The following is a 21,649-nucleotide window of genomic DNA, read 5'->3' as shown; positions in this document are numbered from 1 at the left end:
GAAACCCCATGTCTGTTCGCAGGCTCCTCGCGGTCGTGGCCGCCACGTCCCTCGCGGCAACGGCCCTGGCCGTGGCCGCTCCGGCCCAGGCCGACCCGTCCTTCCTCCCCGACGCCGATGACATCGTCGGGGCCGGCTCGGACACCTCGATGTACGCCCTGACCTACCTCGCCGACGGCAACGGTGGGGTCGCGGGCTACAACGCCGGCGGTGCCGCCCAGCGGCTGGTGTCCTTCGACGCCAACGTCTTCAACGCCACCGGCGCGCAGACCAACTCGACCACGGTCGTGCTGCGGGCGGGGACGACTGCGATCACCCGCCCCAACGGCTCGGGTGCCGGCAAGAACCTCCTCTACGGTGCGGGCAACAACGCCAACGTCAACTTCGCCCGCTCCTCCTCCGGCAACAACGCCAACGAGACGGCTGCCAACCTGCAGGCGTTCCCGTTCGCCAAGGACACCCTGGCGATGGCGACGGCCACCGCGTCGAACGCTCCCGCGACCCTCACCCCGGCCCAGATCGTGTCGATCTACAAGGGCGAGGTCACCAACTGGAGCCAGGTCGGTGGCGCGGCGGGCGTGATCAAGCCGCTGATCCCGCAGACCGGATCGGGCACCCGCTCGTTCTTCGTCGCCGAGCTCAAGTCGATGAACGGTGGCGTCGACGTGTCGCTCGCCGGCACCGTCACGCCGGTGCAGGAGCACGACGACGCGGCGATCAAGGCCGACCCCAACGCGGTCGCGCCGTTCTCGGTGGGTCGCGCCGGCCTCCTCGGCACGCTGCGCATCGAGCAGGGCTGGAGCGCGGCCCGTGCCCTCTACAACGTCGTGCGCCCCGCGGACGCCGCCAGCTCCTGGGCCCAGGGCATGTTCGGCCCCACCGGCTTCGTCTGCTCGCCCGCCGCGACCTCGCTGATCCTCGACGCCGGCTTCGAGCAGCTGCTCGCGTCGTCGCAGGGCGGCAAGTGCGGCGTGGCGACCAACACCGCCACGGCGTCGAGCGACCTGCTCACCGCGAAGGTGAACACGACCACCAGCGTCACCGGAACCTCCGCCGCGGTGGGCGCGGCCACCCTGACGGCCACGGTCGGCGGCGGTGGCACGCTCAAGCCCCAGGGTGTCGTGGCCTTCGCGGTCGACGGCGTGACCAAGGGCCAGGGCGTCGTCACGGGTGGCAAGGCCACCGTCAACCTGACCGGCCTGTCCGCCGGCGCGCACAAGGTGAAGGCCACCTTCACCCCGACCGGTGCGGCGTTCAACGGTTCCGTGTCGGCCGAGGTCGACGTGACCGTCCTCGCGGCCACCCCGGCACCCGCCGCCAAGGCCTCGACCACGCTCACCGAGACCTACAAGGCGTCCTACGCCAAGGGTGCAGTCGTCAAGGGCAAGGTGAAGGTCAAGGAGTCCGCGACCGGCGCCGCGACCGGCAAGGTCGTCATCAAGCTCGGCAAGAAAACGGTCGGCAAGGGCAAGGTCAAGAACGGCGCGGTCGTCATCAAGCTGACCAAGCCGCTCAAGAAGGGCAAGAACAAGCTCGTCGCGCAGTACGCCGGTGACTCGGCGTTCGCCGCCTCGAAGCTGAAGTTCGTCATCAAGATCAAGCGATGACCTGCTTCTCCTGAACCGGAGGCGGGCGGCACGCTGACGGCCGCCCGCCTCCACCCAGCACTCCGGCACCACACTCCACGGCCTCCGATCGAAGAAGACGCACCCATGACCCAGCCCACGCTGCACGCGCCCGCCCCCACGTCGTACGACGACCGTCCGGTGCCGGGCACGGGTCCCGCGACGCTCGAGGCGCGCGACATCACCGCCTGGTTCGGCAGCCACCAGGTCCTCGACCGCGTCTCGCTGACGATGCCGGCCTCCGGCATCACCGCGCTGATCGGTCCTTCCGGCTGCGGCAAGTCCACCTTCCTCCGCATCCTCAACCGGATGCACGAGCTGGTGCCGTCCGCCGCGCTCGCGGGCGAGGTGCTGCTCGACGGCGAGGACATCTACGACCCGCAGCGCAAGCTCACCGACGCCCGCCGTGCCATCGGCATGGTCTTCCAGAAGCCCAACCCCTTCCCGGCGATGTCGATCCGGGAGAACGTGGTCGCCGGCCTGCGCCTCACGGGCACGCGCCTGGGCAAGGCGGACAAGGAGCTCCTCGTCGAGGAGTGCCTGGTGCGCGGTGGCCTCTGGAAGGAGGTCAAGGACCGGCTCGACAGCCCCGGTGGTGGCCTCTCCGGGGGCCAGCAGCAGCGGCTCTGCATCGCCCGCTCGCTCGCGATCAAGCCGCGCGTGCTGCTGATGGACGAGCCGTGCTCGGCGCTCGACCCGACCTCGACCCGGGTGATCGAGGAGACGATGAAGGACCTCGCGCAGCAGGTCACGATCGTGATCGTCACCCACAACATGCAGCAGGCCGCGCGGGTCTCCGACACGTGCGCCTTCTTCCTGGCCTCGCAGGGCACTCCCGGCGTCATCGTCGAGCACGGGGACACCGAGGCGATGTTTGCCAGCCCGCGCGACCAGCGCACCTCCGACTACGTCAACGGCCGCTTCGGCTAGGGCGGGTCGGCAGTCAGCGACCCGGGCGGTCGAGCGGCTGCCGGAGTCGCAGAAGGGCCCCGATCGGGACGTGATCGGGGCCCTTCTGTGCTTGTGGGCAGGGGCGGGGTCGAACCGCCGACCTATCACTTTTCAGGCGATCGCTCGTACCAACTGAGCTACCTGCCCAAGCGGGACGAGGATACATGAGCCGCGCGGGGAGGGCGGAATCGGCTCAGGTCAGGCCACCGGCGGCACGTACTCCGGGAGCTCCAGCCAGAACGACGACCCCTGCCCGGGCGTGGACTCGCCGCGGACCGCACCCCCGTCGCGCTCCGCGATGGTGCGCGAGATGGACAGGCCGAGGCCGCTGCCCTTGGTGCCGGCCCCGGCATAGCGCACGAACGGCTCGAACACGTGCTGGATCTGGTCGCCGTCGAGGCCGGGTCCGTCGTCGCGGACGATGACCCGCACCAGGGCCTGCCCGCTCTCGCCGAGGAGCCGCTTCGTGCTGAGGTGCACGGTCCCACCGGTGGCGTGGTGGTGGGCGATGGCGTTGCCGAGCAGGTTGGTCAGCACCTGGCGTACGCCGGACGCGTGCGCCCAGGCGGTGGCGGTCGGGTCCACGTCGACCTGCATCTCGACGCCGGCGGTCAGGGCGGGCGTGCGGTGCCAGTGCACGACGTCGGCGAGTGCGTCGGCGATGACGACGCCCTGGCGCTGGTCGTCGCCGGACAGGGTGCGCCCCGCACCGAGGAGGCTGTCGACGACGGTGAGGAGCTGGTCGCAGGCCCGGAGCATCGCCGGCCCGTCGCGCAGGATCTCCGCGGCCACCTGCTCGGCCGGTGAGTGCCCGGCCTCGTCCATCAGCACCTCGGTGTAGCCGAGGATCGACGAGACCGGCGTCCGCAGCTCGTGACCGACCGAGGCGAAGAAGTGCTGGTAGGCCAGCTGGGCCTCCGTGCCGGCCTCGATGGCCTCGGCGATGGCACGCCGGGAGTGCTCGAGCGTGATGCGCGACGCGATCGCCGACGTCAGAAGGCGCAGGTCCTCGATCAGGACGTCCCGCCAGGGCCCCGCGTGGGAGCTGGCCACCGACAGGCTGCCGAACATCTCGCCCATGGAGAGGAAGACGGTGCCCACGACGGCTTGTACGCCGATCCGGCGCAGCTCGTCGCGGTCCTGCGCGCCCTCCGGGGGCAGCAGGTCGCGGTCGACGAGCACGGCGCCTCCGGCGCGTGCGTGCCGCGACAGCCACGGCATGGTCAACGCCGCCTCGGCACCCGCGCCCGGTGCGGGCAGCATCGAGATCGGGGTGCCGGGGGTGGTCCACTCACGCACCCAGGCGCGCCCACCCAGGCGCGCCCATGACGTCGTCTCGTCGGGGTCGAAGCTCGTCAGCGCGATCCCGACGACCTCGACCCGCGGATCGCTCAGCAGGTGCGCGGCGGTCCGCGCGATGGCGTGGTCGAAGCTGGTCTCGCCCGCGAGGATCTCTGCCGTGAGGCTTGCTGCCTCCGGGGACACCGAACCGCGCACGGTCGTGTCCTGCAGGCAGGGATGCATGTTCACGGCGGCGGCTCCGTTCTCTCAGCAACCCTGAACCGGCACGGTAGCGGGGACAGGCCCCGACTTTGGTCGATTCCCACGTGATCGGCCAGTGAGATGTGCCGCACCGCCGCCCACTCGGCCAGGTGCGTGAGGAGGGCCAGCCCGAGGTTCCGGCCCGGGCAGGCGTGCGGCCCGGCGCCGAACGGCAGCCAGGCCCCGGGGCGTCGGGTGTCGTCGCGCCAGCGACCGGGGTCGAACCCGGGCAGCCCGTCGACGTCACCAGGAACCAGGTCGGGGAGCCGGCCGAGCAGCAGCGGGCTGACGAGCACCACCGCACCGGAGGGCACGACCTGACCGTCGAGGTCGACCTCGCGGGTCGTGATGCGCGCCGTGACCCAGGTCGGCGGGGTGAGGCGCAGCGTCTCCCAGACGGCGTGCACGGCTTCACCGGCACCCAGGGGGTGCTGCGCCAGGTGGGCCAGCAGCCAGGCGCCGGCAGCGATCGGCACCTGGATCCCGGCCGCGAGGACGGCTGCCGCCTCGGCAGGTGTGCCCGGCAGCGCGGGCGTCTCGGCGAGGGTGTCCTCCAGCGCGAGCCGGGCCTCGCGCTCACGGCGGCGGGCGCGGCTCCACCGACCCGGCGGGCGGCGGGCGGCGATCACGGGCGCGAGCGCATCGATCCAGGCGAGGACGAGGTCCGCCACGGCGTGGCGTTGCGCGTCGGGGGCGCCGGTGAGCACAGCGGCCGTCGTGGCGCGGGCCACGGGGCGCCGCAGCAGCACCATGGCGTCGTACGGCGTGCCGGGGGTCCGGCGATCGTGCTCGGTGAGGGCGGCGGGCCACTCCTCGTCGAAGACGGCCAGGCCGGAAGCCACCTGGTCGCGGTCGAGCGGCGCGAAGACGACGTGCCCGGAGCGGGTGTCCCCGCGGCTGGCGGAGAGATCACCGCTGCGGCTGACGTCGCCCGGGAAGTCGAAGCGATCGGGATCGGTGAGGACCGCCCGCGCCTGGCCGGGCGTGGTGACCAGCCAGGGGCCGTGCGGACCGAGCGCCACCACGCCGGAGCGGGGGGCAGCAAGGACAGCGCCGAGCCGTCCGGGGGCCGACTCGGCGCTGTCCATGTGCATCACGAGAGGCAGGTGACAGCGCGCGCGTCACCGGTGGTCAGCGACGACCGGGAGCGGTGCGCCACATGTACATCGACTGGAGCTGGTTGGCGGCACGCTTGGACTCGATCGCGGTGCGGATGCTCTTCATCATGATGTGTTCTCCAGGGTGGGGGTTGGTCGTACATCCGGTCGGACGTACAGGTGCGCTGCTCGGAGGCCGTCGCCCGTGGGGGTTTCAGGGGTGGCTCAGGTCTCCATGTCGAGCAGCGTCTCGTTGATGAGGTCTGTCAGTTGTTGGATGCGCAGGGGCTTCTGCATCACGGTGTCGACGCCCAGCTCCTGCAGGACGGAGCGGTGCTCGCCGGCCCAGGCGCTGATCACGACCACCCGCATGGCAGGGGCCACGTCCGGGTGGGTCTTGAGCCACCGCACCACCTCGACGCCGTTCATCTTCGGCATCGTGAGGTCGAGCAGCATCACGTCGAAGGACTCGGCCTGGACCATCTCGACCGCTTCGAGTCCGTCGCCGGCGGTCGAAGCGACGTGTCCGGCCCGCTCCACCAGGCGACAGAAGACGTCACGGATGTCCTCGTTGTCATCGACAACAAGGAATCGCAGCTCTCGTCCGTTCCCGCCCACGAGGCAAGATTAGTCAAACTCCGTGGCAAATCGCGCGGCATCTCGGAACCCGACCCCCCTGAGGGTGAGATTTGGGGTCCCGGAGCGGCCTGGCCCTATGCTTGTCGACGCTTGAACGGGCATGCCCGACGCAAGCGGGCCCCCATCGTCTAGCGGCCCAGGACCCCGCCCTTTCACGGCGGTAGCGCCGGTTCGAATCCGGTTGGGGGTACGGCCCGGATCGAGGTCGACGCCGATTGGTGGTCGTCGGAGCCCATGGGTTAGAGTTCCACCCGCTTCACCAGTAGCACCAGCAACACCTGGCCCCGTAGCGCAGTTGGTTAGCGCGCCGCCCTGTCACGGCGGAGGCCGCGGGTTCGAGTCCCGTCGGGGTCGCCATTGCATGCCGATCAGGGTGAGCCACCAGGCTCACCCTGATCGGCATTTCATCGCTCGGAGCCGGGTTTCCGCCGGCTCCCTACGCTGTGGCCATGCCGATCGACCTGGACCCCGTCGCGTTCGACGACATGGTGGGGCGCGCCCTCGACGGACTACCCGACGACCTGGCCCGCCTGGTGGACAACGTGGTCGTCCTGGTCGAGGCCGAGGCGCCGGACGACGACCCGGACCTGCTCGGCCTCTATGACGGGCTCGCGCTGACCGAGCGTCCGGCCAACCACTCCGGCATGCTCCCGGACCGGATCCTGCTGTTCCGCGGACCGCTGCTCGACATGGCCGACACCGTGGAGGACCTCGAGGAGGAGGTCAGGATCACCGTCGTGCACGAGGTGGCCCACCACTTCGGGCTCGACGACGCGCGCCTGCACGAGCTCGGCTGGGGCTGACTAGCCCAGTCGGCTGCCGAGCACCCAGCCCAGGGCGCACGCGCCGACCGACAGCACGGTCGTCGCCACGACGTACGCGGTCGCCGCGCGCCCCGACCGCTCGACCGTCTGCACCGCGAAGGACGAGAACGACGTGAAGCCGCCGCAGAACCCGACGCCGAGCAGGGCCCAGCCGGCGTCCCCGAGGGACAGCGCGGCGAACAGGCCGAACAGGCCCGAGCCGAGCGCGTTCACCAGCAGCATCCCGGCGGGGAACCGGCCGTCGAGGGCCAGCGCCAGGGCGTAGCGCAGGGGAGCGCCTGCGGCGGCGCCCAGGGCCACGAGCAGCGCGGTCACTCCAGCGCCCCGTCCGGCTCGGGGCGGTGCGCGATCCGCTGCGCCAGCGCTGCGGCGCCCAGGCCGGCGGCGAGGGTGGCTGCGAGGTAGAGGCCGGCCAGACCGACCTCGCCCGAGTCCGCCAGGTCCCGGACCTGTCCGGCCCACGCCGACACCGTGGTGAAGCCGCCCAGCAGGCCGGGGCCGACAGAGAGCGCGACGCGTCGCGAGCGGCGCACGACGGCGAGCGCGGGCAGCAGCCCCAGCGCGAACGCCCCGACGACGTTGATCGCCAGGGTGGGCCACGGGAAGAGCGTGTCGGGCGCGGCGGTGTCGACGGCCCACCGCAGCAAGGCGCCGACCGCACCGCCGGCTGCCACGAGGAGCAGGTCGGTCGCGCGCAGCTCCCGGCGGCTCACCCGACCTGGCTGGTGGAGGCCGCGCGGGTGTCGGTGTGGCCGGTCCACGGCTGCGGCTCGGCGCCGTCGAGCTGGTGGATCAGCTCTCGGAGGAGCCAGTTCTGGAAGGTGCGCTGGGGTGTGGTCCGAGCCATGGAGAGCAGCCGCTCCGCCCGGCAGAAGGCGTCGGCCACGTCGAACATCTCAGTCATCGTGGCGAAGACGGGGGCAGCGTCGGGCACGAGCGAGAAGCTCACGTCGACGCGTGCGTGGCCCCTGGTGGCCGCGTCGCTGATCTGCTTGCGGTAGGCGTCGGGGAACTGGCGCTCGAAGCTGGCGAACATCGAGGTGAGGTCGCCGGCCAGGGGGTAGTCCGACTGGTGCGACAGCGACAGGAGACGCAGCTCGCGGCGCAGCTCGTTGTACTGCTGGCTCAGGGACAGGTAGAGCGGCACGTCCACGCCGAGGAGGTGGACCGCGAGGGCCGTCTCGTCGATGGGCTCGAGGTCGGGCTGCTCCTGGTGGTCGATGACCCACTCGACCGAGCCGTCGTCGGTCATCTGCTGGGCCGGCTCGAACCACACGATCTTGCCGTCGGCCTCGATCGTCGCGCCCCAGGCCACGGCGCACTGGGCGACCATGGACAGGCCCCGGCCGAAGGTGAGCAGCAGGTCGAGGTCGTCGGTCGGCACGCTGGCCGGCGGGACGGGAGGGTGCGTCGACCCGTCGACCACCTCGATGCGCGGGTGGCTGGCCGTGCCGCGCACGCGCACCTTGAAGGGGACGGTCGCGTGGAGGATCGCGTTGGCCACCAGTTCGGAGACGCCGAGCTGGGCGCACTCGAGGAGATCGGTGCGCTCGAGCCGCACGAAGATGTCGCCGACCCAGCGCCGCGCGTCGGCCGCAGCGCGCGGCGACGACGCAAGCGTCAACTCGGAGCTCAGCGGCACTGGGACTCTTTTCTGCGGGGGTGGGCAGTCCAGTGGGGCCATGATTGCCCGAAAGCGGGTAGTTCAAACCTCGACCATCACACTAGTTTTCCCGGAGGAACGGGAAACGGTGTGAGGCACGAGACGTGGACGGCGTTTCGCCCTCCCGGTGCGACCGGAGGACAATAGGAAGTGCCCCGGCACCACGAGATGGCACCTACGACCCTAGGAGCAACCATGACCCCGACGCAGGCACCGCGCCACAAGGTGGTCGTGATCGGTTCCGGCTTCGGCGGACTGTTCGGCACCAAGGCGTTGCGCCGGGCCGACGTGGACGTCACCGTCATCGCCAAGACGACCCACCACCTCTTCCAGCCGCTGCTCTACCAGGTCGCGACCGGCATCCTGTCCGAGGGCGAGATCGCTCCGCCGACCCGCGAGATCCTCAGTGGCCAGGACAACGCGCGGGTCATCCTCGGCGAGGTCACGGGCATCGACCTCGCGGCACGCACGGTCACCTCGCAGGTGCTGGGTCGCGACACCACGACGTCGTACGACTCCCTGCTGGTCGCGGCCGGTGCGAGCCAGTCCTACTTCGGCAACGACCACTTCGCCGAGTTCGCCCCCGGGATGAAGAGCATCGACGACGCCCTCGAGCTGCGCGGCCGGATCTTCGGCGCCTTCGAGATGGCCGAGCTCGGGGCCACCCGCGGCGACGAGGTCGACCACCTGCTGACCTTCGTGGTCGTCGGCGCCGGTCCCACCGGTGTGGAGATGGCCGGCCAGATCGCCGAGCTGGCCCACAACACGCTGCGCAAGGACTTCCGCGCGATCAACACCCGCACCGCGCGGGTCGTCCTGGTCGACGCCGCGCCGCAGGTGCTGCCGCCGTTCGGCGCCAAGCTCGGCGAGAAGGCCAAGGCCGAGCTGGAAAAGCTCGGCGTCGAGGTCATGCTCGGCGGCATGGTCACCGAGGTCGACGAGCGCGGCCTCGAGGTGAAGTTCAAGGACGGCCACGTCGAGCGGATCAACTCGGTCGCCAAGATCTGGGCCGCCGGCGTGCAGGCCAACCCGCTGGGCAAGACCCTGTCCGAGCAGACGGGCGCCCCGCTCGACCGCGCCGGCCGGATCTCGGTCAACCCCGACCTCACCCTGCCGGGGCACCCCGAGGTGTTCGTCGTCGGCGACATGATCGCCCTCGACAACCTCCCCGGTGTCGCGCAGGTCGCCATCCAGGGCGCGAAGTACGCCGCCAAGGAGATCAAGAACCGGCTCGAGGACAAGCAGCCGCAGCCGCCCTTCAAGTACTTCGACAAGGGCTCGATGGCCATCATCAGCCGGTTCCGCGCTGTCGCGATGGTCGGCAAGTTCCGTCTCACCGGCATCGTGGCCTGGCTGATGTGGCTCGGCGTCCACCTCGTCTACCTCACCGGTTTCAAGAACCAGGTGTCGGCACTGATGCGCTGGGCGATCACCTTCATCAGCAACAACCGCTCCGAGCGGACCACGACCGAGCAGCAGATCTTCGCCCGTGCCGCGCTGGCGCGGCTGCGTCGCGGCGCTGCCGACCTGGTGTCCGACCCCGGCATCTACGACGCCACGCGCGCGATGATGGAGGAGACCCGGCGCCAGGAGCTCGAGGCCGCCGCCCATCGCGAGGCCGAGCTCACCGACTCCGGGGCGCGTGGCGTGTCCGAGGCGGCTCGCTAGCCCCAGCACGTACGCGCGTCACGCCGGGGTCGGCCCACGAGTTGTCCCCGTTCTGCCTCCGCGCATCCCGGTTCGCCCTCACACTGGTCGTCGACCTCGACCGGACGGACCCGCGATGAAGCTCTCCTGGCGCACCTTGGCGTCGGCTGCTGCCCTGGGTTGCCTGGTCGCATCCCTCGGTGCGACCCCTCCCGCGCCCGCGCAGGCTGCGGACGCCGACCGCACCTTCACGATGGCGCCCCTGGGGCTCGGTGCCGACCTTCCCAACCCGCTGCGCGGTCAGTACCGCTGGCTGGGCGGTGAGCCGACGACGGCGACGGTCACCTCCAACGACGTCTACTACCGCGACCAGGTCTACTGGGGCCGGATCGAGACGTCCGACAACGTCTGGGACTTCTCGTGGCTCGACGCGGGCCTGGCCGACGCCGGCGCCCGCGGGGGCACGTTCGGCTTCCGGGTCATGGCCTACTGCCCCGGCTGCTGGATGGAGAGCCGCGAGGACCTGCCGGCCGTCACGCCGTCCTTCGTGCCGCGCCAGGCCGGCGGCTACGTCCCGGACTGGAACTCGCCCGGGTTCCTGGCCCAGTGGCGCGAGCTGATGGCCGAGCTCGGCCGGCGCTACGGCGACGACCCCCGCCTGGGCTACGTCGACGTGGGCGGCTACGGCAGCTACGGCGAGTGGCACGTCGACGCCGGCGAGCGGGTGTCGGACGCCAACGGTCTGGCGATCGTCGAGGCGGTCACCTCTGCGTTCCCGACCAAGCACGTCCTGATCAACACGATGACTCCGGTCCCGTTCACGCTCGCCGCGCTCAAGGCCAGTCCCAACCTCGGTCTGCGCACCGACAACCTCGGCTGCCCGGACATGTACTCCACCGTGCCGGGCGACGCCCGCCTGCAGCAGGTGTGGAAGACCCGACCGTTCTTCTCCGAGTGGTGCACCCGGGCCGATCCCGTCCTCGGCGCGCAGCAGGTCCGGCAGTTCCACGTCTCGACCCTCTCGTCGGGCAACATGCCGTGGACGCGCGACGCGCTCGCCGGCCGCCAGCGGGCGGCGTACGACAAGGCCCTCGCCACCGCCGGCTACCGCCTGCGTCTGCGGTCGGTCACGCTGCCGACGACCTTCACGGCCGGCAGCCGGATCACGGTGCGGACCGCGTGGGAGAACCAGGGCACCGCACCGACGTACGACCCCTGGGACGTGCAGCTCACCCTCCTCCACTCGCGCAGCGGCGCCTCCGTCACCCGGTCGCTCGGCCGGCCCCTGGACGGGCTGACGGGCACCGAGAAGCGGCGCGCGGGTGTCGACACGAAGGGGCTCGCGAAGGGGAAGTACGCCGTGTACGTGGGCGTCGTCGATCCCTCGGGCTACGCCGCTCCGATGCACCTGGCCAACACGGGGCGCACCACGCGCGGCACCTACCGCGTCGGAGTCGTGCGGGTCCGCTGAGCCCGGCTCAGTAGCCCGGGAAGACGCGCCGCAGGTCGTCGAGGGAGACGTTGCCGCTGACGGTCGTCCCCGCAGGGGTGGATCCGGGCTTGAGGCGGCCAGCGAGGAGTCGCAGGAGCGCCTCGGTCGAGCCGTGGAAGGTCGCGGTCGCGTCCTCGACCGGCGCGGTGAGCGAGACCTGCCCGTCGTCGATCACGAGGGTGCGGTCACCCGCGGCCACGCGTGCCGGGCCGGGGGAGTGCTCCGGCTTGGCCGTGAAGCCGAGCATGAAGCCGAGGTCGCCGGAGAAGTGCTCGGCAAGGGCTTCGGCGGAGGACGGCTCGAGCTCCGCAGCAGCATCGCCCGCGACGCGTACGTCCCACGCGTGCTGGGCAGCCTCGTTCAGCCGCATCCCGGCGAAGGTGGACAGGGGCGCCGGCTCGGGGAGGAAGCCGAGGTCGACCCGCAAGGAGCCCCGCTGCTCGGCGCCCAGCCCTTCCAGCGCCCGGACCAGCCGACCGTCGTGCTCGACGAACCATGCGGCCTGCTCCGCCGGCGAGGCGGCGTCCCAGCGTGCCCATACGGCGGTGTTCTCGACGTCGCGCGGCTCACCCGTGACCGCTGCGGCCAGCTGGCCGCCCATGATCTCCGCGCCGCTGCCGAGGTGCGACAGGACCTGGGCGACCGTCCACTCCTCAGCCCCGCTCGGACCGAGGAGCTGCTCCTCGGACAGCTCGGTCGCCAGGGCGGCGACCTCGTCGTGGTTGGTGCGCAGCGCGGTGATGGTGCGGTCCAGGAGGTCGGTCATGGTCGGTCAACGCCGCCGCGGGACGGCTTGTTCCGGGACGAAGGTGGTGCTGGCTGACGGATGAGCCATGTGCCACGGCGTGCGTCGGATCCGTGGACCGGGCGCGGCATAGACCGCGGGTCGCTCGTGTTGTCGGAGGTGACAAGGACCGACGAAGGGACAACGTGGTGCGTGCTGTGGTCTACACCGAGAGTGGCGACTCCTCTGTGCTCGAGCTGGTCGAGCGGGAGCCCGCGGAGCCCGGTCCGGGGGAGGTCCGGGTGCGGATCGTCCGGGCCGGGATCAACCCGACCGACTGGAAGTTCCGCGCCGGCGGCATGGGGGAGCTGGCCTTCCCGGAGATCGTGCCCGGTCAGGACGGCGCCGGCGTGGTCGACGCGGTCGGCCCCGGCGTGACCGGCTTCGCCGTCGGCGACCGGGTCTGGACGATGCTCGCGCAGCACACCCGCCCCGGCGGCACGGCGCAGGAGCAGGTCGTGCTCCCGACAGCCAACGTCACCGCGCTGCCCGACGCGACGTCGTACGACGTGGGTGCCTCCCTCGGCGTCCCGGCGGTCACCGCCCACCGCGCCCTCACGACGTCCGAGGACGGACCGACCCGTCTCGCACCGGGCGCTCTTGCCGGCCGGACCGTCCTCGTCGCGGGCGGAGCGGGTGCCGTCGGCAACGCCGCGATCCAGCTGGCCAGGTGGGCCGGCGCCACGGTCGTCAGCACGGTGAGCAGCACCGAGAAGGGCGACCTCGCCACGGCTGCCGGCGCCCACCACGTCGTGAACTACCGCGACGGCGACACGGTGGCGTCGATCCGCGCGCTGGCGCCCGACGGTGTCGACCTCGTCGTCGAGGTGGCGCCCGCGCAGAACCTGGCGCTCGACGTGCAGGTGATCAAGCCGCGCGGGACCATCGCGATCTATGCCAACAACGGCGGTGACGAGGTGAACCTCAGCGTCCGCGCGACCTTCTCGACCAACGCGCGCTTCCAGTGGGTGCTGCTCTACACCGTCGGTGAGGCCGCGCTGCGGTCCGCGGCGGAGGACATCACGGCGGCCCTGGTCGACGGGGCGTACGGCGTGGGCGAGGACCGCGGCCTGCCGGTCCACCACCACCCGCTGGAGCGGACGGCTGACGCGCACGCGGCCGTCGAGGGCGGTGCCGTCGGCAAGGTGCTGATCGACGTCGCCGACGACTGAGCGAGACTGGGGCCCGATCCCCTGCCGAACCTAGGAGCCTGATGCAACGCACCGCCCCGGCGTGGGCGACGATCCTCGTGCTGTCGCTGTGCGGCATGGTCTCGGCGCTCCAGTTCACCCTGGTGATCCCGCTCCTCCCGGAGTTCCCGCAGCTGCTCGACATCTCGGCCTCGGACTCCTCCTGGCTGGTCACCGCCACCCTGCTGACGGCCGCCGTGGGGACGCCGATCATCGCGCGGATGGCCGACATGTACGGCAAGCGGCGGATGCTGCTCGTCTCCCTCGGGGCGATGATCCTCGGCTCGGTGATCTGTGCGCTGGAGGTCTCGTTCGTCACGATGATCGTCGGGAGGGCGCTGCAGGGCTTCGGTGCCGCGCTGATCGCCGTCGGCATCAGCATCCTGCGCGACAAGCTCCCGCCCGAGCGCATCGGCACCGCAGTGGCGTTGATGAGCGCGACGATGGGCATCGGTTCCGCGCTCGGCCTGCCGCTCGCAGGAGTGCTGAGCAACTGGCTGGGCTGGCACTCGATCTTCTGGTTCGGCGCCGTCGCAGGCGCCGTGCTGGTCGTCGCCCTGCTGGTCGTCGTCGAGGAGTCGCCGGTGCGCACGCCCGGCCGGTTCGACGTCACCGGGGCCCTGGTGCTCTCCGCGGCCCTGATCTGCCTCCTCCTGCCGATCTCCAAGGGCAGTGCCTGGGGGTGGGGCGAGCCGGTCGTCGTCGGCCTGCTGGTGTCCTCGCTGCTGCTGCTCGTGATCTGGGTCCCGCTGGAGCTGCGCGTCAACCAGCCCATGGTCGACCTCCGCACCAGTGCGCAGCGGCCGGTGCTGATGACCAACCTCGCCTCGATCTTCGCCGGCATGGCGATGTTCGTGAACATGCTCGTCACCGTCCAGGTGCTCCAGCAGCCAGCCGCCACGGGCGCCGGGTTCGGCCTCGGTGTGACGGCCGCCGGACTCGCGATGGTGCCGTCCGGACTCGCGATGGTGGCGATGTCACCCGTCTCCGGGTGGTCGCTGGCCCGGTGGGGAGGTCGGGCTGTGCTGCTGGTCGGGGCGGGGTTGATGTCCCTGACCTACGTCGGCCGCGTCTTCTGGGCCGACTCGGTGGCGGCGATCGTGGTCGGCTCCACCCTGGTCGGGATCGGCACGGCGCTGGCCTTCGCGGCCATGCCGACACTCATCATGTCCTCGGTCCCGATCACCGAGACCGCCTCGGCCAACGGGCTGAACTCGCTGGTCCGGTCGATCGGGACGTCGCTCGCGAGCACCCTGGTCGCCGCGATCATGGCGACGTACACGATCGAGGTCGGCGGCGTGCTCTTCGCCACCGAGGAGGCCTTCCGGATCGTGCTGGTGCTCGGCGCGGTGGCGGCGGCCGTCTGCGTCGCCCTGGCCGCCCTGATCCCGCGTGATCGTCGTACGCACCACGAGCGCGAGCTCGCCCGGGCCCAGGGTGGGGAGAAGCAGGAGGCCGTGGTCCGCGGGCAGATCCGCCTGGCCCGGGCCGACGACAGCGCTCGCGGCACGATCCTGGTGTCGGTGCTCGACGTGCACGGCGAACAGCTGGACTGGAGCCGCGCCGACAATGCCGGCCGCTACTCGGTGGTGCTGCCCGGCCCGGGCACCTACGTGGTGATCGCCAACGCGATCGGGTGGGCGCCCGAGGCCACCGTGTTCGACTTCGCCGGCGGCGAGGTCGAGCAGGACCTGACGCTCGCCCGCGAGCTGACCGTCTCCGGCGTCGTGACGAGGGACGGGGCACCCGCCGCTGGCGCGCTCGTCGCGCTCAGCGAGGCGCTGGGCACGCAGGTCGGCTCCACGCACTGCGACGACGCGGGCCGCTACGCCTTCCAGCTGCCACCGACCGGTCGCTACGTGTTCACCGCCTACGACCCGCACACCGGCTCCGCGCACGCCCGCAAGGTGACGCTGACCATCGAGTCGGAGGTCGTCGACATCGACATCCCGGTGGGTGCCACCCTCCAGCCCCACTGATCGCGCCGGCGCCACGACTCCTCCGTCGGTGAGCTGGTGGATCATCTCGGGAACGAGGACGTCAGGCTGATCTTGACGTAGCATCCGCCGTGGTGGATCGGGGGATCTCGTGAGCAAGCTCGTGGCGGTCGTGGTGGCCGCAGTCGTCGCCATGGTGTGGGCGCCTGTCCAGGCGCAGGCCGAGGGCGCGCCGGTGCGAGTGCTGATCGTGGGGGACTCGGTGACCCACGGCGCTGACGGCGACTACACCTGGCGCTACTTCTCCTGGAAGGGTCTCGAGCAGACCGGCGCCTCGGTGGACTTCGTGGGTCCCTACTCCGGCACCTTCGCGGAGGACCAGACGTGGGGCGGGTCGTACGCCGAGCCCGACTTCGACTCCGACCACGCAGCGCGGTGGGGCCTGGCCATGGTCGAGCCGTGGTGGTGGCCCGGGCCCGACGCCCCGCTGATCGGCGACCTCGTCGCCGAGAGCCAGCCCGACGTCATCGTGGAGCAGCTGGGGGTCAATGACTTCGCCTGGCTCGGGCTGTCGTCGGAGGACATGCTCGAGTCCGTGCGCCGCTTCGTCGGCGAGGCCCGCGCAGTGAAGCCCGACGTGGACTTCGTGCTCGGCACCATCCCGCAGACCTGGGTCAGGGACGTCGACGCCTTCAACGCCGCGTTGCCGGACCTCGCCGCCGAGCTGACGACCGCGGAGTCCCGCGTCAGCTCGACGCCCGTCGCCGACTTCACCAACGGCGTCGACACCTACGACCCAGCCCACCCGACCACGCTCGGTCAGCGCAAGATCGCCCGTTCGGTCTCGGTGGGCCTGGAAGCGCTGGGCATCGGCCGCGACGTCCTCGCGCCGCATCCCCTGACTCCCGGCGCCCATGACCCTGTTGACCCCGAGCCGGAGCCCGAACCCGAGGTGATCCCCCCTGAGGTGATCGCGCCGCCCGTGGAGACGGTGCCCGACCCGCTCCCGGAGCCGGAGCCCCAGGTCGAGCCCCAGCCGGAGGTCCAGCCCCAGCCGGACGTCGAGCCCCAGCCCGAGGTCCAGCCTGCGCCGGAGGGCGTGGGCACGGCTCCCGCGCCGGTCGAGCCTCCGGTCGCTGTCGCGCCGCCAGTCGTCGGGCCGGCACCTCTGCTCGCGCCGACGGCCCCGCGCAGGGTCAGCGCCGAACGGGTGGGCACGCGCACCGTGGTGCGTTGGGCTCGCGCGACGACCGCGGACTCCTACACGGTGAGGTGTGGTCGCGTGTCGACCCGCACCGAGGGGCGACGAGCGGTGCTGGGGTCGCGATCGGCACGGTGCTCGGTCCGCTCCGTCAATGCGGCGGGTGCCAGCCGGTGGGTTCGCGTCCGCGTGGCCCGGAACGCCGACCGGTAGGGCAGTGGTCCTCCGGATGACGGATGACAGAGCAGTAGGCCCCGTCGGACTCGAACCGACAACAAACGGATTAAAAGTCCGCTGCTCTACCCATTGAGCTAGAGGCCCGCGACATCGACGACCGCGCGAGCGGACCCCATGTCGTCAGGGGATCATCTCAGAGACGGTGGCCGCCCCGGAGGCAGGTCGCTCAGGCCTTGACCGCCAGCACCGGGCACGGGGCGTCGAGGAGGATCTGCTGCTCGGTGCTCCCGAGGATGAGCTTGCCGACCGCGCTGCGGTGCCGGATCCCGATGACGAGAAGGTCGACGTCCTCTGCGGCAGCGGCGGCCAGGTAGTCGTCGACGGCAGAGGTGGTCTCGGGGACCGTACGGAAGACGACGCCGGTGCCGGACGCAGCACCGGACGTCAGGGCCTCGACGTCCTCGGCGTCCGACTCGTGCAGCGGGACGTTGTGCACGACGAGGTCGGTGTCGTGGAAGGCGGCCTGGCGTGCTCCGGCGCGGACGGCCTCGGCACCTTCGGGGGTGGACTTGTAGAAGACGAGGACGCTCACGGGGCTCTCCGGTTCAGCAATCGGCGATGCGGAACCACGAAGGTAGCGAACCCCGCTCCCGGTCGGGTGACGAGCAGCCGCGGATAGCGTGGATCCGTGACCGCCGCCACGTCCGCGCCGACCCTGGTCGAGATCTGCCTCGAGGATGTCGGGGGAGCGGGCGTCGTCGCGGCGTCAGGAGCCGACGCGATCGAGGTGTGCGCCGGGCTGGGGGTCGGCGGCACGACCCCGACGCCCGGTTGCGTCCGGCACTGCGTCGAGCAGGCGCCGGGACTCGAGGTCCGCGTGCTGGTGCGCCCGCGCGCGGGCGACTTCGTCCACTCGTCGCGGGAGGTCGACGTGATGGTGCTGGACATCGAGGCGTTGCGGGACACCGTTCCCGCGTCGGCCCGCCTCGGCTTCGTGGTGGGCACGCTCCGCGCGGACGGCGGTGTCGACGCGGATGCGGTACGACGACTCGTGGCCGCGTGCGGCGGCGCCCCGGTCACCTTCCACAAGGCCTTCGACTCCGTGCCGGACCAAGGGTCGGCGCTCGCGCTCCTCGCCGACCTGGGCATCACCCGCGTCCTCACGTCGGGCCGCGGCGGCCCGGCGGTCGAGCACCTGCCACTGCTCGCCGACCTGGTGCGACGCGGCGGGGACGACGTACGGATCGCGGTGGGCGGCGGCGTACGTCCCGGCAACGTCGCCCGCATCGTGGCCGCGACCGGCGCCCGCGAGGTGCACCTGCGTGCTTCGCAGGTTCAGGCGTCCGCCGGGGGTGGTGGACCCGTCGACCACGACCACGACCGCGGGACGGGGAGCGTGACCAGCGCCGCGGTGGTCGCGGAGGTCATGGCCGCGCTGGGTCGGTGACGGCCTGGGACGTGTCTCCCGGCAAGAGCACCGCCTCCGCGACCGGGTCGACGCCGGACACGTCGTCGAAGGGGAACATCGGTCGCCGGATCCGGTGGTGGCCGAGCCGCACGAGGTCCTGGTCGACCCCTCCCGGGGTCAGCGCGAGCATCCAGCCGGTCGCCATCGCGAAGAGCTCCGGCTCGAGGTAGCCGATCTTGACGACCACGATGTCGGCACGGCGAGGGTCCAGCCCGAGCCGGGTGAAGTCGGCCTCGAGGTGGTAGGGCCGGCGGCGACGCGTGAGGATCACGTCGACCGCCGGGGTGCGGACGACGACCTCGAGGTTGTCGTCGGTCGGCACCACCGCGACCACCTCGCCCGCGACCTCCACCGGGGGAGCAGGACGGTCGTCGACCCGGGCGCCCAGCACGAGGCGTACGTCCGCGCCGACTCCCGCCTCGGCAGCGGCGAGCGCGCCCATGGCATCGGGGATCGAGGCATAGATCGCCCGTTTGCCGCTTGCCGCGAGCTCCTGGCTGGCCAGCATCTCGGTCAGCGTCCAGGTCACGTCGCCCGCGCCCCCGGCGGTCGGGTTGTCGCCGGAGTCGGAGACGAAGTAGGGCCCGACAGGCGCGGCGATCGCCGCCGCGAGCACGACGTCGAGCTTCCCGGCGGGGGCCACGAAGCCGAACTCCTCACGGCGCGACCACAGGTCGCCCGCCAGCGCGGTCGCCTCTGCGAGTGCGAGCTCGGCGTCGTCGCCGACGACCATCACCACGGCGCAGTTGCGCGGCTCGTCGGCCCACGGATAGCCGATCCAGATCCCGGCGTCGAGGATCCCGTCCATCGCCTCGATCACCGGGACGCGGGCATAGAGGCTCGTGGCCGGCTCCTGACGGGTGCTCGTCATCTCGCCCGGGAGCAGGATCGGCACCGGCACCCACGCCTTGGCCGGCCGGCGCCGACCAGACGGCAGGGCCAGGCGGTCGACGAGGTTGCGGGCGGCGCGCTCCTTGGTCTCCGCCCAGTCCACGTGCGGGGCCGTGCGGTAGGTCGTCAGCAGGTCGACGGTCTCCGCGAGCGTCCGCGACACGTTGCCGTGCAGGTCCATGCCACTGCTGATCAGGCAGTCCGGCCCGACCACGGCGCGTACGGCGACGGCGAGGTCGCCCTCCATGTCGTCGAGGCCCACCACGCTGGCCGCCCCGTGGAGGTCGAGCACGACGCCGTCCAGCGGCGCCTCCGCGACGGCGGCCACGAGGCCGGCGAGGATCTCGGCCCGGAGGAGGGCGTAGTCCTCGGCCGGGATGGCGCCACCCGCGATGCTGCGCGCCTGCAGGACCCCGACCCACGCGGCCCGGTCGGTGAGCGACCCACCGGGGCGCCAGAAGTCCCACGCGTCGAGGACGTCGCGGCCCCGACGAGGAGCCAGCATCGACGTCGTGGTCAGGGCCGGGGAGAACGTGGACGCCTCGAGGCTGATGCCGCAGACGGCCACGCGGGGGAGCGGGGAACGGGTCACCCGCCGATGGTGGCAGGTGGGGGAGGTGAACCCCACGGGAAGCCCGTTGGCCGGGTGTTCATGCACAGGCCGCCCTCAGGCAGTGACGTACGGCGATTTGTTGGTAGGCTTGCTTCTGCAACAGGTGCAAGTTCCAGCAGGTAGACGCCCGCGGAGTTTGTGATCCAACGGCGTTTCTTCTTCGGGCCTTCCAGCTTGTGAGTCGGGACGACGTGTCACCGCACTTGATGCGGAGTCGTCGCAGTGATGGCTTCTCGTTCCGATAACAGGAGTACCGAGCACATGGCTCAAGGCACCGTGAAGTGGTTCAACGCCGAGAAGGGTTTCGGCTTCATCGCGCAGGAGGACGGCGGCGACGACGTTTTCGTGCACTACTCGGCCATCCAGTCCAACGGCTACAAGTCGCTGGATGAGAACCAGAAGGTCGAGTTCGACGTCACCCAGGGCCCCAAGGGCCCCCAGGCGGAGAACGTCCGTCCGCTCTGATCGGCTGACGCTGGACCTGTTCCAGATCTGATCAAGACTCTGGCTCCTCCCCCTCTGCGGGGGAGGAGCCAGAGTTGATTTTGAGGGACACTAGTGACACGAAAGGGTCATTTCGCCGACAGCCTCTGTCGGGGAGACTTGACCCAGACGCCTACAGTCGAATGATCCGCACAGGAGGGAGGGTGACGTGCACGACCAGTTCGACGTGACCCTCGAGGACGGTGACCTGCTCGGCGAGGTGGAGCTCACCACCACGCTGATCATCGCGGCCAGCGAGTCCGAGGACCACCTGTCCCAGGAAGAGATCGACCGGTTGCTCGGGGTCACCCCTCGCCGGCCGATGGACTGAGCCTCTCCTCAGCCCTGCGTGTCAGCAGGTCGCGAAGAGCACGGGACCGCTGGTCAGGTCCGAGAGCACGTACTCCCCGTCCTCCGGGCGGAGGTCGAGCGTGATCGTGGTGCCGTCCGAGCCCGCGCCGGTCACCGCGAAGCGGTCACTGAAGTCCCCGCCCTGGCCGGGCGCAGGGCCCGCGGCGAGCCGGGCGCGCGCCTCGGCGTCGCCGGGCGCGTCGTCGGCGTCCTCGACCTCCATCACGGCCCGGAGGTCGCCGCCGGGGAGGAGCCCCATCGCGAAGCCGGTGAGCGGATGGATTCCTCCGGCCGCCTCCACCAGCTGGTCGGCCTCGGCCTGCGCGTCGTCGTCGGCCTGTGACATCGCCAGGCGCTCGCAGGCATGGTCGCCGTCGTAGATCGCCGCAGCCAGCGGGTCGCCGAGGTCCGCGGACAGATCGGCCAGGTCGCCGGCGGCCCCGGCGTCGCCGTCCACGACCTCTCGCACCTGCTCGAGGTAGGGAGCCTGGTCCGAGGACAGGATGACGCCGCGGTCGGCCAGCAGGACGAAGTGCTGGAGCTCGGGAGTCAGCCCGGGTCCCACTCCGGTGAGCACGTCGGGTCCACCGACCCAGACCCCGTCGTCGTCCTCGGGCTCGGTCCAGCCCAGGGTGGTGAGCCGGTCGGCGACCTCGTCGAGGGAGACCTCGTCGCCGACCCCCATCACCTCGACCGCGCCGTCCGGTGACTGGGCGAACAGCTCCCAGCTGATCGTCGCAGGGGAGAAGCCCAGCTCCGGCTGCATCACCGCGGCGGACGAGCCGAGCGCCGACATCGCGGACAGGTCCGCGGCGAACGCGTCGGCCAGGAAGGCGTCGACGGCCTCGGGCGAGGAGCCGGCGTCGACGTCGGCGCCGAGCTCGCGCCGTACGGCCTCCCAGTCCGTCCACGAGACCCGGCTCGTGTCGGCCGGCGCCAGCGACAGGCCCTGCTCCATCGCGGTGTCCGGGGTCAGCAGGCGCCACGATACGAGCCCCGCGACGACCACCAGGGCCACGGCCACGAGGGCGACGGCGGCACGACGCGGCACGGACAGGCTCCTCGGATCGGCGG

Annotated in this window: 21 protein-coding genes and 4 tRNA genes; 13 read left to right on the top strand and 12 right to left on the bottom strand. The window is 71.5% G+C overall.

Going from position 1 to position 21,649, the window contains the following annotated elements:
• Positions 1 to 8: 8 nt before the first annotated feature.
• On the top strand, positions 9 to 1,607 hold the full coding sequence (locus BM127_RS03790) for an Ig-like domain repeat protein (RefSeq protein ID WP_091194521.1): 1,599 nt from the start codon (positions 9 to 11) through the stop codon (positions 1,605 to 1,607).
• Between the two features lie 105 nt (positions 1,608 to 1,712).
• Entirely contained in the window at positions 1,713 to 2,555 is an 843-nt protein-coding gene (locus BM127_RS03785) for a phosphate ABC transporter ATP-binding protein (protein ID WP_091194518.1), read from the top strand.
• A 94-nt stretch (positions 2,556 to 2,649) separates the two neighbouring features.
• Here the strand turns inward: BM127_RS03785 and BM127_RS03780 are convergent.
• The 4 genes from BM127_RS03780 to BM127_RS03765 form a co-directional block, all read right to left on the bottom strand.
• Positions 2,650 to 2,723: transfer RNA gene (locus tag BM127_RS03780), tRNA-Phe, on the bottom strand.
• A gap of 51 nt (positions 2,724 to 2,774) precedes the next feature.
• Entirely contained in the window at positions 2,775 to 4,100 is a 1,326-nt protein-coding gene (locus tag BM127_RS03775; protein WP_091194516.1) for a sensor histidine kinase, read from the bottom strand.
• Between the two features lie 2 nt (positions 4,101 to 4,102).
• Positions 4,103 to 5,206, bottom strand: coding sequence for a cytochrome P450 (locus BM127_RS03770; RefSeq protein WP_091194513.1), 1,104 nt, complete (start codon positions 5,204 to 5,206; stop codon positions 4,103 to 4,105).
• Between the two features lie 234 nt (positions 5,207 to 5,440).
• Positions 5,441 to 5,833: a response regulator gene (locus BM127_RS03765; protein ID WP_091194512.1), complete on the bottom strand. Its 393-nt coding sequence runs from the start codon at positions 5,831 to 5,833 to the stop codon at positions 5,441 to 5,443.
• 138 nt (positions 5,834 to 5,971) lie between these two features.
• On the opposite strand from BM127_RS03765, the gene BM127_RS03760 reads away from it, so the two are divergent.
• The 3 genes from BM127_RS03760 to BM127_RS03750 all read left to right on the top strand — a co-directional run bounded on the left by BM127_RS03760 (position 5,972) and on the right by BM127_RS03750 (position 6,657).
• Positions 5,972 to 6,044: transfer RNA gene (locus tag BM127_RS03760), tRNA-Glu, on the top strand.
• Between the two features lie 90 nt (positions 6,045 to 6,134).
• Positions 6,135 to 6,211: transfer RNA gene (locus tag BM127_RS03755), tRNA-Asp, on the top strand.
• Positions 6,212 to 6,303: 92 nt separating this feature from the next.
• Positions 6,304 to 6,657 (top strand): metallopeptidase family protein, encoded by a 354-nt coding sequence (locus BM127_RS03750; RefSeq protein ID WP_091194510.1) that lies wholly within the window; start codon positions 6,304 to 6,306, stop codon positions 6,655 to 6,657.
• On the opposite strand, the gene BM127_RS03745 is transcribed toward BM127_RS03750, so the two are convergent.
• The 3 genes from BM127_RS03745 to BM127_RS22115 are packed head-to-tail and all read right to left on the bottom strand — an operon-like array spanning position 6,658 to position 8,320.
• Positions 6,658 to 6,993, bottom strand: a complete 336-nt coding sequence (locus BM127_RS03745) for a fluoride efflux transporter FluC (protein WP_091194507.1) — start codon at positions 6,991 to 6,993, stop codon at positions 6,658 to 6,660.
• The gene (locus BM127_RS03740) at positions 6,990 to 7,391 is read right to left on the bottom strand and encodes a fluoride efflux transporter FluC (RefSeq protein WP_157829668.1); all 402 of its coding nucleotides are present in this window, start codon (positions 7,389 to 7,391) and stop codon (positions 6,990 to 6,992) included. The genes BM127_RS03745 and BM127_RS03740 overlap by 4 nt, the downstream gene beginning before the upstream one ends.
• Positions 7,388 to 8,320 (bottom strand): ATP-binding protein, encoded by a 933-nt coding sequence (locus BM127_RS22115; protein ID WP_157829667.1) that lies wholly within the window; start codon positions 8,318 to 8,320, stop codon positions 7,388 to 7,390. The genes BM127_RS03740 and BM127_RS22115 overlap by 4 nt, the downstream gene beginning before the upstream one ends.
• Positions 8,321 to 8,536: 216 nt before the next feature.
• On the opposite strand from BM127_RS22115, the gene BM127_RS03735 reads away from it, so the two are divergent.
• Positions 8,537 to 10,009: an NAD(P)/FAD-dependent oxidoreductase gene (locus BM127_RS03735; protein WP_091194501.1), complete on the top strand. Its 1,473-nt coding sequence runs from the start codon at positions 8,537 to 8,539 to the stop codon at positions 10,007 to 10,009.
• 115 nt (positions 10,010 to 10,124) lie between these two features.
• Positions 10,125 to 11,459, top strand: a complete 1,335-nt coding sequence (locus BM127_RS03730; RefSeq protein WP_091194499.1) for a DUF4832 domain-containing protein — start codon at positions 10,125 to 10,127, stop codon at positions 11,457 to 11,459.
• Between the two features lie 7 nt (positions 11,460 to 11,466).
• Here BM127_RS03730 and BM127_RS03725 read toward each other — a convergent pair whose 3' ends face one another.
• Entirely contained in the window at positions 11,467 to 12,246 is a 780-nt protein-coding gene (locus BM127_RS03725; RefSeq protein ID WP_091194496.1) for a maleylpyruvate isomerase family mycothiol-dependent enzyme, read from the bottom strand.
• 164 nt (positions 12,247 to 12,410) lie between these two features.
• Here BM127_RS03725 and BM127_RS03720 point away from each other — a divergent pair, with 164 nt between their 5' ends.
• The 3 genes from BM127_RS03720 to BM127_RS03710 all read left to right on the top strand — a co-directional run bounded on the left by BM127_RS03720 (position 12,411) and on the right by BM127_RS03710 (position 16,805).
• Positions 12,411 to 13,436, top strand: coding sequence for an NADPH:quinone reductase (locus BM127_RS03720; protein WP_244889152.1), 1,026 nt, complete (start codon positions 12,411 to 12,413; stop codon positions 13,434 to 13,436).
• Positions 13,433 to 15,433, top strand: coding sequence for an MFS transporter (locus tag BM127_RS03715; RefSeq protein WP_372476568.1), 2,001 nt, complete (start codon positions 13,433 to 13,435; stop codon positions 15,431 to 15,433). Before BM127_RS03720 ends, BM127_RS03715 begins: the two co-directional genes overlap by 4 nt.
• Before the next feature lie 109 nt (positions 15,434 to 15,542).
• A complete protein-coding gene (locus tag BM127_RS03710) occupies positions 15,543 to 16,805 on the top strand; it encodes an SGNH/GDSL hydrolase family protein (protein ID WP_091194494.1) in 1,263 nt (420 codons plus the stop codon).
• Positions 16,806 to 16,840: 35 nt separating this feature from the next.
• On the opposite strand, the gene BM127_RS03705 is transcribed toward BM127_RS03710, so the two are convergent.
• A tRNA-Lys gene (locus BM127_RS03705) sits at positions 16,841 to 16,913 on the bottom strand.
• 82 nt (positions 16,914 to 16,995) lie between these two features.
• Entirely contained in the window at positions 16,996 to 17,361 is a 366-nt protein-coding gene (locus tag BM127_RS03700) for a universal stress protein (RefSeq protein ID WP_157829666.1), read from the bottom strand.
• Positions 17,362 to 17,457: 96 nt separating this feature from the next.
• On the opposite strand from BM127_RS03700, the gene BM127_RS03695 reads away from it, so the two are divergent.
• A complete protein-coding gene (locus BM127_RS03695; RefSeq protein ID WP_091194488.1) occupies positions 17,458 to 18,216 on the top strand; it encodes a copper homeostasis protein CutC in 759 nt (252 codons plus the stop codon).
• On the opposite strand, the gene BM127_RS03690 is transcribed toward BM127_RS03695, so the two are convergent.
• A complete protein-coding gene (locus tag BM127_RS03690; protein WP_217642308.1) occupies positions 18,194 to 19,720 on the bottom strand; it encodes a M81 family metallopeptidase in 1,527 nt (508 codons plus the stop codon). The genes BM127_RS03695 and BM127_RS03690 overlap by 23 nt on opposite strands.
• Before the next feature lie 282 nt (positions 19,721 to 20,002).
• Between BM127_RS03690 and BM127_RS03685 the strand changes: the two genes are divergently transcribed.
• Positions 20,003 to 20,206, top strand: a complete 204-nt coding sequence (locus BM127_RS03685; RefSeq protein ID WP_056598399.1) for a cold-shock protein — start codon at positions 20,003 to 20,005, stop codon at positions 20,204 to 20,206.
• A gap of 187 nt (positions 20,207 to 20,393) precedes the next feature.
• Positions 20,394 to 20,555, top strand: coding sequence for a hypothetical protein (locus BM127_RS22110; protein WP_175507312.1), 162 nt, complete (start codon positions 20,394 to 20,396; stop codon positions 20,553 to 20,555).
• Between the two features lie 21 nt (positions 20,556 to 20,576).
• Here BM127_RS22110 and BM127_RS03680 read toward each other — a convergent pair whose 3' ends face one another.
• Positions 20,577 to 21,626: a hypothetical protein gene (locus tag BM127_RS03680; protein WP_091194486.1), complete on the bottom strand. Its 1,050-nt coding sequence runs from the start codon at positions 21,624 to 21,626 to the stop codon at positions 20,577 to 20,579.
• Positions 21,627 to 21,649 lie beyond the last annotated feature (23 nt).

This window comes from Nocardioides alpinus (genome assembly GCF_900112035.1).
In the GTDB taxonomy this organism is placed as follows: domain Bacteria; phylum Actinomycetota; class Actinomycetes; order Propionibacteriales; family Nocardioidaceae; genus Nocardioides; species Nocardioides alpinus.
The sequence above is the reverse complement of the archived record's forward strand: the minus strand, read 5'-3'. Positions and strand labels throughout refer to the sequence as shown.